The sequence below is a fragment of the Labilithrix sp. genome, assembly GCA_019637155.1.
Lineage (GTDB): Bacteria > Myxococcota_A > Polyangia > Polyangiales > Polyangiaceae > Labilithrix.
Genome location: JAHBWE010000032.1, coordinates 41038 through 56101 on the forward strand (window position 1 = coordinate 41038; position 15064 = coordinate 56101).

11 protein-coding genes are annotated in these 15064 nt (G+C 70.1%); 3 read left to right on the forward strand and 8 right to left on the reverse strand.

Annotated features, from left to right (window positions below):
• Positions 1-316 precede the first annotated feature (316 nt).
• A complete protein-coding gene (locus KF837_42865; GenBank protein MBX3234112.1) occupies positions 317-1774 on the reverse strand; it encodes a hypothetical protein in 1458 nt (485 codons plus the stop codon).
• 150 nt (positions 1775-1924) lie between these two features.
• Here KF837_42865 and KF837_42870 point away from each other — a divergent pair, with 150 nt between their 5' ends.
• Entirely contained in the window at positions 1925-2506 is a 582-nt protein-coding gene (locus KF837_42870; GenBank protein ID MBX3234113.1) for a Uma2 family endonuclease, read from the forward strand.
• 57 nt (positions 2507-2563) lie between these two features.
• Here the strand turns inward: KF837_42870 and KF837_42875 are convergent, their stop codons facing one another.
• The 3 genes from KF837_42875 to KF837_42885 form a co-directional block, all read right to left on the reverse strand.
• Complete coding sequence (locus tag KF837_42875; GenBank protein ID MBX3234114.1) at positions 2564-3991, reverse strand: hypothetical protein; 1428 nt, start codon at positions 3989-3991, stop codon at positions 2564-2566.
• A 155-nt stretch (positions 3992-4146) separates the two neighbouring features.
• On the reverse strand, positions 4147-6273 hold the full coding sequence (locus KF837_42880; protein ID MBX3234115.1) for a hypothetical protein: 2127 nt from the start codon (positions 6271-6273) through the stop codon (positions 4147-4149).
• 250 nt (positions 6274-6523) lie between these two features.
• Positions 6524-7852 (reverse strand): endonuclease/exonuclease/phosphatase family protein, encoded by a 1329-nt coding sequence (locus KF837_42885; GenBank protein ID MBX3234116.1) that lies wholly within the window; start codon positions 7850-7852, stop codon positions 6524-6526.
• 237 nt (positions 7853-8089) lie between these two features.
• Here KF837_42885 and KF837_42890 point away from each other — a divergent pair, with 237 nt between their 5' ends.
• Positions 8090-8857, forward strand: a complete 768-nt coding sequence (locus KF837_42890; GenBank protein MBX3234117.1) for a hypothetical protein — start codon at positions 8090-8092, stop codon at positions 8855-8857.
• A 26-nt stretch (positions 8858-8883) separates the two neighbouring features.
• Here KF837_42890 and KF837_42895 read toward each other — a convergent pair whose 3' ends face one another.
• The 4 genes from KF837_42895 to ugpC form a co-directional block, all read right to left on the reverse strand.
• Positions 8884-9246, reverse strand: a complete 363-nt coding sequence (locus tag KF837_42895) for a hypothetical protein (GenBank protein ID MBX3234118.1) — start codon at positions 9244-9246, stop codon at positions 8884-8886.
• 243 nt (positions 9247-9489) lie between these two features.
• Complete coding sequence (locus KF837_42900) at positions 9490-10287, reverse strand: ABC transporter permease subunit (GenBank protein ID MBX3234119.1); 798 nt, start codon at positions 10285-10287, stop codon at positions 9490-9492.
• A gap of 68 nt (positions 10288-10355) precedes the next feature.
• Positions 10356-12542, reverse strand: a complete 2187-nt coding sequence (locus KF837_42905) for an extracellular solute-binding protein (GenBank protein MBX3234120.1) — start codon at positions 12540-12542, stop codon at positions 10356-10358.
• A complete protein-coding gene (gene ugpC / locus KF837_42910; protein ID MBX3234121.1) occupies positions 12535-13731 on the reverse strand; it encodes a sn-glycerol-3-phosphate ABC transporter ATP-binding protein UgpC in 1197 nt (398 codons plus the stop codon). Before ugpC ends, KF837_42905 begins: the two co-directional genes overlap by 8 nt.
• 126 nt (positions 13732-13857) lie before the next feature.
• On the opposite strand from ugpC, the gene KF837_42915 reads away from it, so the two are divergent.
• Positions 13858-15045, forward strand: a complete 1188-nt coding sequence (locus KF837_42915) for a hydrolase (GenBank protein MBX3234122.1) — start codon at positions 13858-13860, stop codon at positions 15043-15045.
• The last annotated feature ends 19 nt before the right edge of the window (positions 15046-15064 follow it).

Below are 15064 nucleotides of genomic sequence, written 5' to 3' on the forward strand. Positions count from 1 at the left end.
GCACGCCGACGGAGCCTGACCTTGCTGGGCAGGAGCGGCTCCGCTCGGTCGAGGAGCCGTGGCCGCGCGCGGCGCGCCGCACCCTCCGCAGAACCGAGCGCTCGGCGGCATCGCGCGCATGCATCGCGTGCAAGGGAGCGACATGTCTGCTCCTACCGGCGAGCCTCCGCGAACACGACCGAGCGCTTCATCGCCCCATTGTGAGAGACCCGCGGAATGTTGTCACGCGAAGCATGTGCCCACGCGGCGTCACGAACACGCACGGCGAGGTTCATGTAGCGGGCCATCGTCTCGGGCGCTCCACGCGAGGCTGCTCTCAGCAGCCGCAGTCGAGGAACGGGATCTCGAGGCGATGGACCTCGCTCGTCGCGCCGGCGGGACCGCGGAGGAGACCCTCCGCCCAGACGAGATCGGCGGCGCCGTCACCGTCGACGTCGCCGGCCGAGGCGGGCTCGAGCGTGTCGCCGAACGGTGGGCGGAACGGGGTCAGCGTCGCGCCGTCGATCTTGAAGGCCGCGCTCAGCGTCGCGCCGAACGAGCCGCAGCCGTTGCCCGCGCGGATCGAGATCGTCCCGAGCGTCTCCTTGTCGGTCTTGAAGACGCGCGCGTCGATCCGGCTGTCGAAGTCCTCCCAGCGCTTCGGGTCCTTCGCCTCCTTCATCGCGTCGTAGTCCTTCTGCGCGGCGGCGTACTCCTTGGTCTTGGCGAGCTCGCCGCGCATCAGCGCGAGCGTCGCGACGTCCGCCCTCTCGGAGCCGACGAGCACCGGCTTCGTCCCCGTCGTGGCCCGTCCCCAGAGCGCGGGCCGGCACGCCTCGTTCGCGGGCGTCGAGACGACGAGCGTGAGGACGCGGCCGCTCTTGCCCGCGAGCGACCACGCCTCCGCCGCGACCGCGGGCTCTGCCATCGGCGGCTCGCCTTGAAAGTCCCCCGTCCCCGTCCAGCGCGCGCGCGTGCCGAAGTGGGGAGTGACGCGTCCGAGCGCGAGGAACCCGGACACCTTCCCGGCGCACGCGGCGCCCTTCGGTCCGAAGAGCTCGACCTCGCGTCCGGCCCACGACCTGATCTCGGGCGGGAGCTTCGCGGGATCGACGTCGCGCTCGGTCACGGCGGCGGGCCCGGTGGCCCAGCGCGCTCGCGGCGGCCCCTTCAGCCAGGCGTCGTCGAGCGCGGTCGTCAGCACGAGGAGCGGCGCGCCGGGGGCACGCTTGGGCGGCTCCGTGTTCGTCGCGACGAACATGAGCTTCTCGGGCGTGGGCGCGCCGGCGGCGAAGGTGATCGAGCGGAGCATCTCCTCGCGCGCGATGAGGAGCTTGCCCTTCTCGCGCGCGAGGACGATCCGCTTCTCGCCTTCGTCCTTGTAGCTCTCCGAGCTCCACGTCTGCACGAAGCGGAGCTCGGCGCCGTCCGAGAGCGAGACGAGGCCGAGGTCCCGCACGCCTACCTCCGTCTTCTGCTTCATCATGCGTGCGCGCTCCTTCATCCAGCGCGCGCGATCGAGCCGCGCGACCTGTAGACCCGAGCGGCGGACGCCCTCGAAGCGAGCGGCGTAGAGCGCCTCGTAGGCCGGGAAGTCGCCGTCGTTCTGCGCCTTCTGCCACGCGTCGAGGACGGCGCGCGCATCGCTCGCCGTATCGGCCGCCGCGCCGGCGTCCTTCGAGCCGACCGCCGTACCGCTCGCGTCCGGGGTCGCGGCATCGGTCTGGGTGGCCTTCGGCGTGGCCGACGGGCAGCCGCCAATCGCGAGGACGACGAGGACGACGAGGACGCGCACATCGCGAGCATCGTGTTCAGCGGGCGCGAAGGCAAGAGGGACCCGCACTCGAGGCCGCGCTCGCAGTTTGCGTTCGTGCAGTCGGCGCCGAGCGCGTCGTCGCGGAAGCACGATCCGACTGGCGTGCCCCATCTGCGCTAGCTTTGGTGCATGAGCACCGCTCTCAGTGCGCGATACGTCCCCCTCGAGGACTTCCTCGAGATGCAGCCCGAGCAGGGCGTGTATCTCGAGTGGTGGCGTGGTGTCGTGTTCCGCGGGATGAGCGGCGGCACGGCCGAGCATGCGCGACTGATCGCGAGACTCGCGGTCGTTCTGTCGTCGTTGGCTGGGCATGACTGCACCCCCTACGCATCTGCCGATGTCTGGGTCGACGCCGCTCAGTTTTACGGGCAAGCAGACGCCTACCTCGTCTGCGGGGCGCTGAAGCTCCTTCAAGTGCAGAAGCACGGCAAGAATCTCGGCGAAGCGCTCACGAACCCGATCGTCGTCGTCGAGGTGCTCTCCCCATCGACCGAATCACGTGACCGTGGCGTCAAGCTCGAGGCGTACAAGCAGCTCGTCTCGCTCGAAGACTACGTGCTGATCTCGCAGAAAGAGCGCCGCGTCGAAGTGCACCATCGCATCGATGGCGAATGGACGAGCGAAGTCGCGACGGGCAACGGCTCGGTCACGATTCACGGGAAGCTCGTGACGCTCGACGCGCTGTACGGAGCGCCCCCACCGGTAAGCTGATCGCATCTTCTTCTCACGCGCTCGCGCTGTTCGCGTGGACCGCCTCGCCGGCCGACATCAGCCCTCGGTCACGAAGGAGCGTGTGTACGGCGCGTGCGTCGTCGAAGGAGACCGCCGAGCGCCATCACCACGAGCGCGATCGGGGCGTTGCCGAGCGTCGCGCTCGGGGTCGCGCTGCAGCCGCCCGGGGCGGATGTTCCGGGAGCGCTTTGCGGACTTGGGCATCTCGGGCTCGTTCTCGTCGCCCTGATCCTCGTCGGCGGCCGGGCTCATCTCGGGCAAGGTCTTCACGTCTCCAGTCTCGATCTCCGTCGACGGGTCCGCCGCCGAGCAGCGGTTCGTCTCGCGGCCGCACTTCTCGCCGCTCTCGCAGCCAAAGCCCGCGACGGCATCGCAGCTCACCGTCCCGCCGCAACCGTCCGCGATCCAGCCGCACTCGACGCCGTTCTTCGCCGCGGCTTCCTCACAGAGGGTCGCGGTGGCCTTCGGGGTGCACGTCGTCGGGACACACTTGTTCGCTTGGCACGTCGCCGAGCTGGTGGAGCAGCCGAAGCTGGAGACGTCGTCGCAGCTCACCGTCCCGCCGCAGCCGTCCGGAATCGAGCCGCACTCGACGTAGTGACTCACCCTCGCCTCTCGGCAGAGAGTCTCGGTCGCCTTCGGGATGCACGTCGTCGGCGTCGGCGTCGTCGGCGTCGGCGCGACGCACTTGTTCGCCCGACATGTCGAGCCGGTCGCGCACGTGAACCCGGAGAGCTCGCTGCAATCGACGGCGCCACCGCAGCCGTCGGAGACGCGGCCACACTCGAGACCGTCGTCCGTCTTGGCAGCGAGGCAGAGCTCGCGAAGCGGGCGCGGCGTGCAGGTGGCGCCGGATCCGTCATCCGCCGTCGCCTCGTTCGGCGCGTAGACGGCCGTATCGTTGGCGAGCTCGTTCGAGCGAACCGGGATGAAGCCGTCGTTCTTCAGCGTCGTCGTCATCCGGACGCGGAACTGCATGTCGTTCTTGGTGCTCGACTGCTCGAGCACGCAGGCGCCCTTCTTGGCGGAGTCGTTCCAGCCGAGGAAGATCACGCTGTGGTGGCCCGGGTTGACGAGCGCATCCGCGGGGACGAGATCGTCGTACGAAGAGAGCTTCGAAGTCCCCGAGCCCGCCTTCCCGAATTCACGGGTCGTCTTGCCGGGCGCGCCGAGCTCGAAGCACATCGAGACGAAGCCCGAACAATCGGTCCGATAGCCGCCATGGCGGGCGCTCGAGCTGAAGGGAACGTCCTCGTCGAGCCACGCGAAGCCTCGGGTGATCACCGCACCGCGTGCGGCGGAGACGGTCGAGAGGATCTCCTCCCGCGTGTACGCGCACGGTCCCCAAGCCACGCTCGCCTCGTCCTTGGACATGTTCGAGGTGGACGAGCCCTGCTCTTCGTCGGTCGTAGGAGCGGCGCAGGCCGCGACCAGGAGGAGCGGGAGAGCAAGAAGGCGGCGCATGTCCGACGTTGGAGCACACAGTGTTCCAACGTCGGTATCGGTGGGTGCAAGCCCATTATCTCAATGGAATCGAAGGATTCGGTGAAGCACCGGAATCAATCGATGGCTGAAATTTCTCACGTGGCTGGATCTTCCACCCACGTCGCGGTGGTGCCTTACTTGCCCGAGAGGCCGCCGGCGAGCCTCCTCGCCTCGGCGATGCGTTTCTCGGGATCGCCGGCGCCCATCGTGACGCTGAGCCGACCACCGTCGATGCGCGTGCGGACGATCGGCGCGGCGTTGATGACACCGTCGAGGACGATGGCGAGACGGCGGCCGCGCCACGCGTCGGTCGCTTCGGCGAAGCGCTCCGCTCCGGCGGGGGCGAGGGTGATGGCGACGTAGATCTCGGGCACGCCGGACCGTTCGTCGACCGACGCCACTGCGTCGGTGATGTCATCGGTCGTCAGGATCGGCGGGCCGTCCCGGAGGACGAAGGTTCGCACGCCGTCGATCGTGCTCCTGTCCGTATCGGGATCGTAGTCTTCGGTGAGCTCGAATCCCCAGCGGTGCCCTTCGGGGAGGGGGTGGCGGCCGAGCCACGAATCCATGCGCGCGATGGCGGTGGACGGCGTCTCTCCGGGCCTCAGCTTCGTGGCGGCGAAGGTACGGCGCTCCTGTCGTGACGGGCCGACCGGCGCATTCTCGATGCGGATGTCGATGTCGGGCGCGTCGTGGTCGACGACGTGGTCGAGCACGTCGACGTCGTCATCGACGAACACGACGGCGAGGCTCGGGCGGGGCCCGTCGTGTGTCGGTCGCGAGGAGGACTTCGCGGCGCTCGCGACGGCGAAGACGATCGCGAGGGGCGCGAGGGCGGTGATGACGAGCCCCACCAACGCTCGCGAAGCGCTCCGCGCGGGCTCGACCGGCGCACCGTCGTCCGTCTCCACCGCGGCTCCGCGCTCGTCGCGCGCCGGCGCGTCTTCACCGAGGAGCAGATGGCGGAGGATCGCCGACGCGCGCGGGGCGTCGTCGGCGTGGACGAGGACCTCCGCGAACGCGTACGGCGCGAAGATCTGGAGGAGGCTGAGCACGTGTGCTCCTCGGACCTCGGTCCGAACGCCGTCGGCCTCGAGCGCCGCCCGCAAGACCGGCACCGCCGATTGGCGGCGCTCCTGCCAGATCGAAACGAACGCGGGAGATCGGCGCGCCACGAGCATGGCGCGACGTGCGTCCATCACGACGGCGACGACGAGCGCGCCGACGAGCGGCGTGGCGAGCTTCATGTGGAGCGCGCCGGCTGCCGCGGACGTGAGGACCATCGCGCTCAGAAAGAGGAGCGTAGGCGGAAGCGCCTGCCGGAGCGCGCGCCGACTCTCGCTCTCGGCTTCGCCGCGAGGAGCCCCGCCGAGACGCGTGACGAGATCGGCCATCTCGCGCGCACGATGCAGCAGGCGCGCGAACAGGTATCCGAGCCCCAGCACGAGCGCGAGATGGACGAGCGTGAAGAAGGCGTCGCCGCGCTCGAGGTACGCCTGGACCGGCTGGAGATCGCCGATGAACAGCGAGAGCGCCGCGGGGAGCATCAGGATCGACGAGGCGAGCGGCAGCGGCGCGATCGCGCTCGCGGGGATCGGCACGATCGGCTTCAGCGCGAGCGATCGTGCGTCGCGGTAAGGCGTCTTCGATGACGAGGACGACGACGACGACGACGACGACAGCGGCGAGGACGAGGACCGTTGAAGCGCGAGCCAGGTCGCGACGATCGGGACGGCAAGAACGACGAGGCCGCCCAACACTTGAAGCGGCGTGATCGAGCCCCATCGCATCGAGTGCGTGAGCTCGTCGAGCCCGCGCACGGTCGCGTCACCGAGCGCCTCGACGAGGCTGATCAGCAGGACCCCGTTGGCGATCCCGCGTCGCGTGATGAAGCCGGCCGCGAGGAAGCTGATGCACACGCCGCCGACGAGCGACGCCATCCTCGTGAGCGTCGGCGCGATGCCCACCGCGGTGACGACGCCGTCCGGTGCGAGGACCGACGTGGACGCGCCGAGCGCATCGAGCTGCTTGCTCATCGACCATGCCTGGAAGGTGGCGAGCACGAGGGCGAGCACGAGCGCGGCGCGGTCGAGCCTCGCGCGCCCTTCGGGGTTGGCGTGACGAAGGCGCGAGAGCCGCGGGACGATGAACGCGACGAGCTCCACGACGCCATAGGCCGCGATCACCGGCGTGAGTCCGAGCGCGAACATGCTCACGTTGCGCGTAGCGACGCCCGTCGAGTCGAAGAACGAACGCATCACGCCCCCGCGCGACAGTACGGCCGTGAGCGCGTTGCGATCGAGCCCGGGCAGCGTCACCATCGGCCCCGCGAACGCGACCGCGAACGCCGGCGCGAACGTCCAAATGAGGCGTGATGCCAGCGATGGCGTGTCGGGCCGATCGCCGCCGCCGGTCAATGACACCGGCGATCCCCAGCCGCCGCCTTCGTCTCGGCCAACATGCGCCGCATGGTACCAGACAGCGAAGTGCCGTTGCCGGCCGGCGACGCAGTCACGGCGGTGGCACTCGCAGCGAGGCGCGAAGCCCGTAGTGGTCCGAGAGCGGGACCAGCACCGGCCCCGCGTCGGGCACGTCGGCGCTCACGTTCGCCTCGATGAACGTCCGCTCGGTCGTGACGACGTCGTCGACGCCGAGGCCGCGCAGGAAGACGTGGTCGATCCATGCCTTGTTCGTGTCGTTGTTGTTCGGATTGTCACCGCAGTACGTGCACTGCGGCTCGAACCCGGCCGCGAGGGCGGGCGTCAGCTTCGACGTGAGGAGCTCGTACGTCCGAGGTCCCTCCGCCTCCACGGTGACGGTGTCCCCCTTCTTCACCTCCGGTCCGGTGTTGAAGTCGCCAAGCACGACGGCGATCCCCGGCCGCTGTTCGACGTAGGTCAGGAGCTTGCTTGCCTGGAGCCGCTGCTCCGCCTCCCAGCCCACGCGAGTCGTCGCGCCGGCGCCGTACTGCCCCGTGTAGGGGAACGAGAGACCATCGAAGATCGGCGTGAGGTGGTTGCAGTGCACGTCGATCGCGGCCCCGTTCGGCAGATCCGCGGTCGCGCGAAGGACGACGCGCCGGTTCCAGGTCCCCGGCAGCACGAGGTCGTCGACGTCGCGCAGCGGATACTTCGAGAGGATCATCACGCCGCTCGCGCCGTTGAAGCCGAGCCCCGCCTTCGGGTTGGTCGTGCACTCCTGCCGGATGGTCGCGAAGGTCTCGGTCGGAAGCAGCGGCGCGAGACAGCCGTAGCAGCGCGGGGCACCGACCACGAGCTCGGCGACGCGGTCCTGGCAGCTCTCGATGGCGCATGCGGTGCTCGTCGTGCGGCCATCCATCGAGCTCGGGATCGTGGAGCAGCTCGCGGCGAGGCATTCGAGCCCGCGCTCGACCCTCGCGACCGACGCTCCGGAGCAGGGCGGCGTCGTGAACGGCGGCGGGACGGCGCCGGTCTCATCGGCCGCGTCTTCGATGGGAGTATCGAGATCGTGGAGCCTCCGCGCGACGTGCGGGAACGTCGCCTTCGCCGCCGCCTCGATCGCGTCCTTGTCGGACTCGAACCATGCCTCCTGTAGGCAGACGATGTCGGCGTTCATCGCGCCGATCGCCTCGATCACCTTCGGCCTGCGCGCCGCCTCGTTCGGGACGAACGCGCCGGCGAGGCCGATGTTGAACGTCTCGACCGCGAGCTCCATCGGTGCGTCGGGCGCATCGACGAGAGCGGCGTCCGGCGCCGGCGTCGCGCCAGGCTCGTCATCGGAGGAGCATGCAGCGGTGGTGAGGAGCGCGGTGAGGGCGACGGCACCGACCGAACCGAAAAGAAGCAGCGGCAGACGCATCGCGAGGTCGTAGCGATCATCGCTTCACGGCGCAATGTGTCCGCCTCTCGTTCCTCGAGCTCCCGATCACGACGCCGGGTCCGCCGACACGCTCTGATGCATGCCTACAACGACACGACCGATCATGGGCGACGCGTGGGCATCAACCAGATGATCAGGGCGCGTGATCTCGATGCACGATCGCTCGAAAAACAAGGTCTGCTGCGGGTGGTTCGAGCGTTGCATTCGACGCGAGGCATGCGCACTCAGGTTTGGCTCGCAGCGGTGGGGATGGTCGTGGGGACGGCTTGCTCGGTGACGGAGGCGGAGCCGACGCCTGCGCCGGCAGCAGAGCAGGCGGCGACGCAGCCCTCTGCGCCGGCGCCGAAGCCGACGAACGAGACGATCGCGGATCCGACGCCGACGTCGGACGTACCGTCCGACCTACCGCCGCCGCCCGAGCCCGAGCCCGAGCCGGAGGAGCCGCTCTCGTGCGCGTCGATCGCGAAGCGGCCGCCGGCCGGCACCTTCACGATGTCCGACGCGACCGAGGTGCCGCCGGACGTGGTCGACGTCCACGTGGTCGTCCGCGAGACGCAGGGAACGAACCTCGAACCGCACGCGTACGTGCTCCAGGTGAACTTCACGACGACGGCGAACACGTGCCTCTACCAGCGGATCGGCGCGCACCTCCCGAAGACGAAGACGGAGTCGCTCAACGTCATGCGCTTCCTCACGGCGCCGACGGACGACCCGTTCCCGGTGGGTACGTATGAGGGCGTGGCCGGCAGCATCACCGGCAGCGAGTGCAAGGTGAATCCCGGGGGCTTCGAGGTCACCGGGTGGGGCCGGGGCAATTCGTGGACGGCGGGCAGCATTACGATCACGAAGCGCACGGCGACGGAGATTGAAGGCACCTTCGCGATCACCAACCGGATGAACGGCAACGCGCCGATCCGCACCGGCACGTTCCGCGCGCCGATCTGCCCGGCCAACGCGGAGCCGCCGACGGGCTGCTGTCTCTGAGCGCATCGCGAGGAGACTGCGGACGATCAGTCGACGAAGCGTCCTGCGCAGAGGGAGAACGGGAAGGTCTTGTCGCCGATCGCGCAGCGGAGGAGCCCGCTCGCTTCCTGCCGGTCACCGAAGATGGACGGAAGGCTGCCGTCCGGCGGCGCGCTCACGGCCGCGTCCGAGTACGACACAGCGAGGAGCTCGCGTTGCGCGGCGAGCGTCTCGCGATCGGCGAGCGTGACTCCGCGTCCACCGACGACGATCTGTTTGCCGTCGGGGCGGAGCGCCAGGACCGGACCGCCGGCGGCGTCCTTCTTCGGATCGTCGGGTCGATCGAACGCCCACGCGTAGAGGTCGCCGTTGGGCGCCGTCGCGACGATGCCTCCGCGATCGACGAGCATACGGCGCCTCGACACGAAGGCGACAGGGCGGGGGGTGGGGCCACGCGGGGGAGCGGAGGGTGGGCACGGCGTGGCGGCGAAGCCTCGCCGGTGAGGAGGCGGTCGCAGCGCCGCACGCGATCAGCTCGCGAGCAAGAGGACGGTAGTGCAACGCCTAAAGACGATTCGAGCTCGTGAGGCTGCTTGTTGCAGAGCGTGTCGTCGCCGCCGCACGCGACCACGATGCGCGCCATGAGGCGCAGGTTAACCCTTCACACCACCCGCGGTGAGGCCGCTGAGGAGTTGGCGCTGTGCGACATAAAACAGCGCCATGACCGGGACGCTCACGATGATCGCACCCGCCGCGAACGCGCCCCACTGCGTGTTGTACTCGCCGACGTAGGACTGCAAGACGACCGGGAGCGTGAAGGCGCTCTCGCGGCCGAGGAGCGTGGCGGCGAGGATGAACTCGTTCCATGCGCTCATGAACGCGAAGAGCATCGTCACCGAAATCGCCGGCCGCGCGGCGGGGAGCGCGACCTTCAGGAAGGCCTGCGTGCGCGTCGCGCCGTCGACCATCGCCGCCTCCTCGAGGTCGACCGGGATCGCCATGAAGGCGCCGCGGAGCTGGAAGACCGCGAAGGGCACGGCCGTCGCGGCGTAGACGAGGACGAGGCCGAGGCGCGTGTCGAGGAGGCGGAGCGCGTCGAGGATGAGATAGAGCGGCACCGCGCTCGCGACGCCGGGGAACATCTGCGTCAGCAGCATGCCGCGGAGGCCGGTGCGCTTGCCGACGAACTCGAAGCGCGCGAGCGCGTACGCGGCGGGCGTCGCGATCGCTACGGCGGTCGCGGCCGTCGCGAAGGACACGATGAGCGAGTTCGCGACCTGGCGCGCGAAGAGCCAGCGCAGCTCCGGATCGCCCGCGCCGGTGACGATGCGGAAGTTCTCGAGCGACACGTCGCTCATGCCGTGCGGGAGCGGGATCGCGCGCGGCTCGCTCGCGCCGGTGGGCGAGAGCGCGAGCGTGATGACCCAGAGCACCGGGTAGAGCGCGTACATCACGAAGGCGATGAGCACCGCGTGCACGACCGCGGACTCGAGGAGGCCCGTGCGCTTCGACTGGGCGCTCACGCCTTCGCCTCACTGCCACCGATGCGGCCGAGCGTGCGCGACATGAGCGCGAGGACGCCGAAGATGATCACGGCGTACGCCGCGGCGTAGCCGAGCTGCGCGTTGCGGGCGAACGCCCAGCGGTAGGCCTCGCTCACCAGGATGTCGGTCGTCCCGTCCGGCTGGCCGCCGGAGACGAGGTAGACGACGTTGAACATGTTGAACGTCCACACCGAGCCGAGCACGACCGCGGGGAGGAGGGTCGGCTTCAGGAGCGGGAGCGTGACGAGGCGGAAGGTCTGCCAGCGCGTCGCGCCGTCGACCTCGGCCGCCTCGAGGACGTCCTTCGAGATCGACGTGAGCGCGCCCATCACGACGACCATCATGAACGGGAAGCCGAGCCACACGTTCGTCGCGACGTTCGCCGCGAACGCGGTCGAGAACTTGGAGAACCACGAGATCGGCTCCGCGCCGAGCGCGACGAGGATCGCGTTGATCGCGCCGAACTGGCGGTGGAACATCCCCTTCCACGCGAGCGCGGTGACGTACGAAGGCACCGCCCACGGCAAGATGAGGAGCACGCGGTACGCGGCGCGGAGCTTGAGCATCGGGCGCGCGAGCGCGATGCCGAGGACGAGGCCGATCCCGACGTGGCCGATCACGTTGAGCACCGTCCACACCACCGTGACGAGGAGCGTGAGGTAGAACGAGCCGTTCGAGAGGAGCGGCTTGCCGCGCGCGGTCAGGATCTCGACGTAGTTCGCGAGGCCGACGAAGCGCGCCTGATCGCGCGGGCCGGCGAAGAAGCTCGTGATCGCGCCCGCGACGAGCGGGAGCACGACGAGGACGAAGATCACGAGCGCGGCGTGGAGCACGTACTTGTACGCGGGCTTGCCGGCGCGGAATTCGCGCGCGAAGCCGGGGGCGCGGACGCGGCGCACGACGCCGAACGCGGCCGCGAGGAGCACGAGGCCGACGACGACGAGGAGCGGCGCCGGCGACTCCGCCGCCTTCGGCTCGCGCATCACGTCCTCGTAACGCGCCTTCGCCTCCGCGAGCGCGTCGCGCGGCGTCGCGGCGCCGCGGATCACCTTGCGGATCGCGTTCTTCACCGGATCCCAGACCGGGTTCATCGCGGTCGAGACCGGGATCGGGATCGCGCCAGGCACCGCGTCGTGGAACGCGCGCAGGATCTCGAGCTGGCGGTTCGGCTTTCCGTCGTCCTCGAGCGCCCAGTACGACCGCGTCGCGACGACCTGCTTGCCGATCGTCGCGCGCTCGAACGCGGACGCGTCGCTGCCGAACGAACGCGCGAGCGCGCGCGCGTCGGCGCTCTTCGCGCCCTCCGGCGTGAGGAACGCGCCGTCGACGGTGAGGAAGGGACGCATCGGTCCGACGCCGGCGATGGTCGGGAGCGGCGTGACGCGGTAGTCGAGGTCGTCCTTGAGATCGGCCGCGAGCCAGGGGCCGCTCATCACCGCGCCGGCCTTGCCGGAGGCGAAGAGCTGCTTCACGAGGTCGCCGCTCGCCTCCTCCGGCACGACGCCCGACCCGACGAGCTCCTTCGCCATGAGGAGCGACTTCTCCGCGGCCTCCCCTTCCATCGCGAAGCCCCCCTCGACCTGGGGGTCGAACATCTTGCCGCCGTAGGCGTGGAGGAAGGAGGCGTGGAAGTATTCGCTCTCCGCCTCGTACGCGAGCGGGAAGACGCCGTGGCCGAGCTGGCCCTTCTTCGCGACGATCTCCTCGAGCGTCTTCGGCGGCGCGGTGTAGAAGCGCGGGTTGTAATAGAGCGCGACGCACTTGCTCGCGAGCGGCACCGCCCAGCGCTTGCCGCGGAACGTGATCGACTCGACCGTGATCGGCTCGTAGCGCGCGAGCTCGCTCTCCGGCAGGGCATCGCCGGCCTCGCCGATGAGCTGATGGAGCACGTACTCGCCGATGCGGTTGTGCGGGCCGAGGAACACGTCGGGCCCGTTCCCGCGCGGGATCGCGGCTTCGAGCTTCGCGATGTACGCCTCGTACGGAATGAAGAGCGAGGTGACCTTGACGCCGCGCTCCTGCTCGAAGCGAAGGACCGCGAGCTTCAGCGCCTCTTCTTCGCCGCCGCGGTACGGATGCCAGAGCGTGACGCCCTTCGGCGGCTCGCCGCAGCCGAGGGCGACGACGACGAGCGTGACGAGGAGCGCGAGGAGCTTACGCATCCAACGCGCGGTCGGTCTTCGCGTCGAAGAGGTGGATCGCGGACGGCGCCGCCGCGAGCGGGATCGTCGCGCCGCTCTTGAGGTCGCGCGCGTCGGCGGCGTCGAGGCGCGTGATGAAGGTGGGCCCCGACGAGCGGAGCCAGCCGTGCGCGAACGCCTCCGAGCCGAGCGCCTCCACGATCTCGACCTTCAGCTCCGCGATCGCGATCGCGTCCTCGCCGCGCGCAAGGCTCATGTCGTGCGGGCGGACGCCGATCGTCACGTCGCGGCCATCGGTGAGCGCGTCGCCGAAGCGCTCCTCGTCGACGCGCGCGCGGACGCCGCCGCCTTCGGCGTAGAAGCGACCCGCGTCCGCCACGAGCTTGCCGGAGAGGAGGTTCATCTGCGGCGAGCCGAGGAACGTCGCGACGAACTTGGTCTTCGGGCGCTCGTAGATCTCGAGCGGGGGGCCCTTCTGCTCGACGTAGCCGCCGTTCAAGACCCAGAGCGTGTCGGCGAGCGTCATCGCCTCGACTTGATCGTGCGTGACGTAGAGCGTCGTCGCGCCGATGCGGTCGTGGAGGCGGCGGATCTCGACGCGGACCTCGGCGCGGAGCGCGGCGTCGAGGTTCGAGAGCGGCTCGTCGAAGAGGTACATGTTCGCGCGCCGCACGATCGCGCGCCCCATCGCGACGCGCTGGCGCTGGCCGCCGGAGAGCTGCTTCGGCAGGCGGTCCATCAGCTTCGCGAGCCCCAACATCGCGCTCGCTTCTTCGATGCGCTCGTCGATCTCGGACGCGGCGGTGCCGCGCAGCTTGAGCCCGAACGCGAGGTTGTCGCGCACGGTGAGGTGCGGGTAGAGCGCGTAGCTCTGGAACACCATCGCGATGTCGCGGTCGCGCGGGGGGAGCTCGGTGACGTCCTTGCCCGCGATCGTGATCGTGCCCTCGTCGGTCTCCTCGAGCCCCGCGACGAGGCGGAGGAGCGTCGACTTCCCGCAGCCCGACGGGCCGACGAGCACCGCGAACGAGCCCTCGGGGATGTCGAGGTCGACGCCGCGGAGGATCGGCGTGTTGCCGAACGCTTTCTTGATCCCACGCGCCGCGCAGCGGAGCGGCTTCGGCGGCGGGGGCGCCGCGACCTCGGGACCGCTGTCGGCGCTCTCCGGCTTCTTCGGGGTCTTGCCCGTCTGTTCGACCGCCTCGGACATCCGTCGCCCCTTTTACCAGCGACTCGTCACCGCGAAGTCGCCGGGTCGGCGTACGTAACTCACTTTGGAGTGACGTTCGAGCGCTTTTGTCCTGGACGGAGCGATCTTTTGTGTCACAGCAGGCGCGTGAGGTTCGTGACGCTGTGTGTCGTCGGCCTCCTCGCTGCCTGCAGCGCGGAGGACGCGGCCCTTCCGGCGTCATCGTCCGACCTCACAGAACCTTCCTGCGCGCGGCCCGGCGTCCACACGGCGCCGGCCGCGCTCGCAGCTTCCTTCCCTTCGGACGCGGAGATCCGCGCCGCGGGCGGGACGCCCTTCGAGGACGGCGATCGCGTCGTCTTCGCCGCGCGCGGTCCCGGGCCGTGGGCCGTCGCCGGCTCGTTCAACGGGTGGCAGCCGTCGCTCGCGCTGCGGAACGTGAGCGGTGACCTGTGGCTCGGCGAGGCGTCCATCCCGCGGACGCAGAGCTTCGAGTACAAGCTCGTGCGCGGCGGGCGCTGGCTCGAAGACCCGCTCGCGCGCAACGTCGTGTGGGACGGCATCGATCGCGGCTTCGGCGCGCGCGGCGAGATGAACGCGGTCGGGCATCCGAGCGCGATCCCCACCTGGAGAGGACGCACCGTCGCGCTCGGGCGCGTCGAAGGGCACGAGGTCTGGGTGCACTACCCCGCGCGGTACGACGCGGAGAGCTGCGTGAAGCTCCCGTCCGTCATCATTCATGACGGCATGGAGTCGCTCACCCGCGGCGCCTTCGCCGAAGCGGCGGACCGCCTCTACGCCGCGCGCCCCGAGCTCTCCGCGGTGCTCGTCTTCGTCGGGCTCCCGTCGCAGGAGGTCCGCATGGCCGAGTACACGGTGTACTCGCCGGGCTCGGAGGGCGATCGCTACGTCGGGTTCCTCGCGCAGGAGCTGTGGCCGCGCGTTCGCGCGGAGGCGCGCGTGTGCACCGCGCCGGCGGCGCGCGGCATCGCGGGGGCGTCGCTCGGCGGGCTCGTCTCGACCTACGCGGGCTTCGAGCACCCGGAGTCGTGGGGCTGGGTCGGCTCGCAGAGCGGCTCGTATTTCTGGGCCGACGACGCGATGATCCGGCGCGCGCGCGAGCTGCCGGCGCGGCCGCTCCGCGTCTACCTCGACTCGGGCTGCCCCGACGACAACTGCGCGCCGACGGATCGGCTCGCGTCGGTGCTGCGCGACAAGGGCTACGACTTCGTCCGCGTCCGCGAGGATGGCGGCCGCCACGACTGGGCGTTCTGGCGCGACCGCCTCGCGGGCATGCTCACGCACTTCCGCGACGGCCAGACGACCTGCGATTGAGCGGGCGGCCTCTCAGGCT

What these genes read in the sequence shown, in the direction of transcription:
- KF837_42870 (MBX3234113.1), top strand. Translation starts at nt 1,925, where the DNA reads ATGAGCACCGCTCTCAGTGCGCGATACGTCCCCCTCGAGGACTTCCTC.
- KF837_42875 (MBX3234114.1), bottom strand. Translation starts at nt 3,991, where the DNA reads ATGCGCCGCCTTCTTGCTCTCCCGCTCCTCCTGGTCGCGGCCTGCGCC.
- KF837_42885 (MBX3234116.1), bottom strand. Translation starts at nt 7,852, where the DNA reads ATGCGTCTGCCGCTGCTTCTTTTCGGTTCGGTCGGTGCCGTCGCCCTC.
- KF837_42890 (MBX3234117.1), top strand. Translation starts at nt 8,090, where the DNA reads ATGCGCACTCAGGTTTGGCTCGCAGCGGTGGGGATGGTCGTGGGGACG.
- KF837_42895 (MBX3234118.1), bottom strand. Translation starts at nt 9,246, where the DNA reads ATGCTCGTCGATCGCGGAGGCATCGTCGCGACGGCGCCCAACGGCGAC.
- KF837_42900 (MBX3234119.1), bottom strand. Translation starts at nt 10,287, where the DNA reads ATGTACGCGCTCTACCCGGTGCTCTGGGTCATCACGCTCGCGCTCTCG.
- KF837_42905 (MBX3234120.1), bottom strand. Translation starts at nt 12,542, where the DNA reads ATGCGTAAGCTCCTCGCGCTCCTCGTCACGCTCGTCGTCGTCGCCCTC.
- ugpC (MBX3234121.1), bottom strand. Translation starts at nt 13,731, where the DNA reads ATGTCCGAGGCGGTCGAACAGACGGGCAAGACCCCGAAGAAGCCGGAG.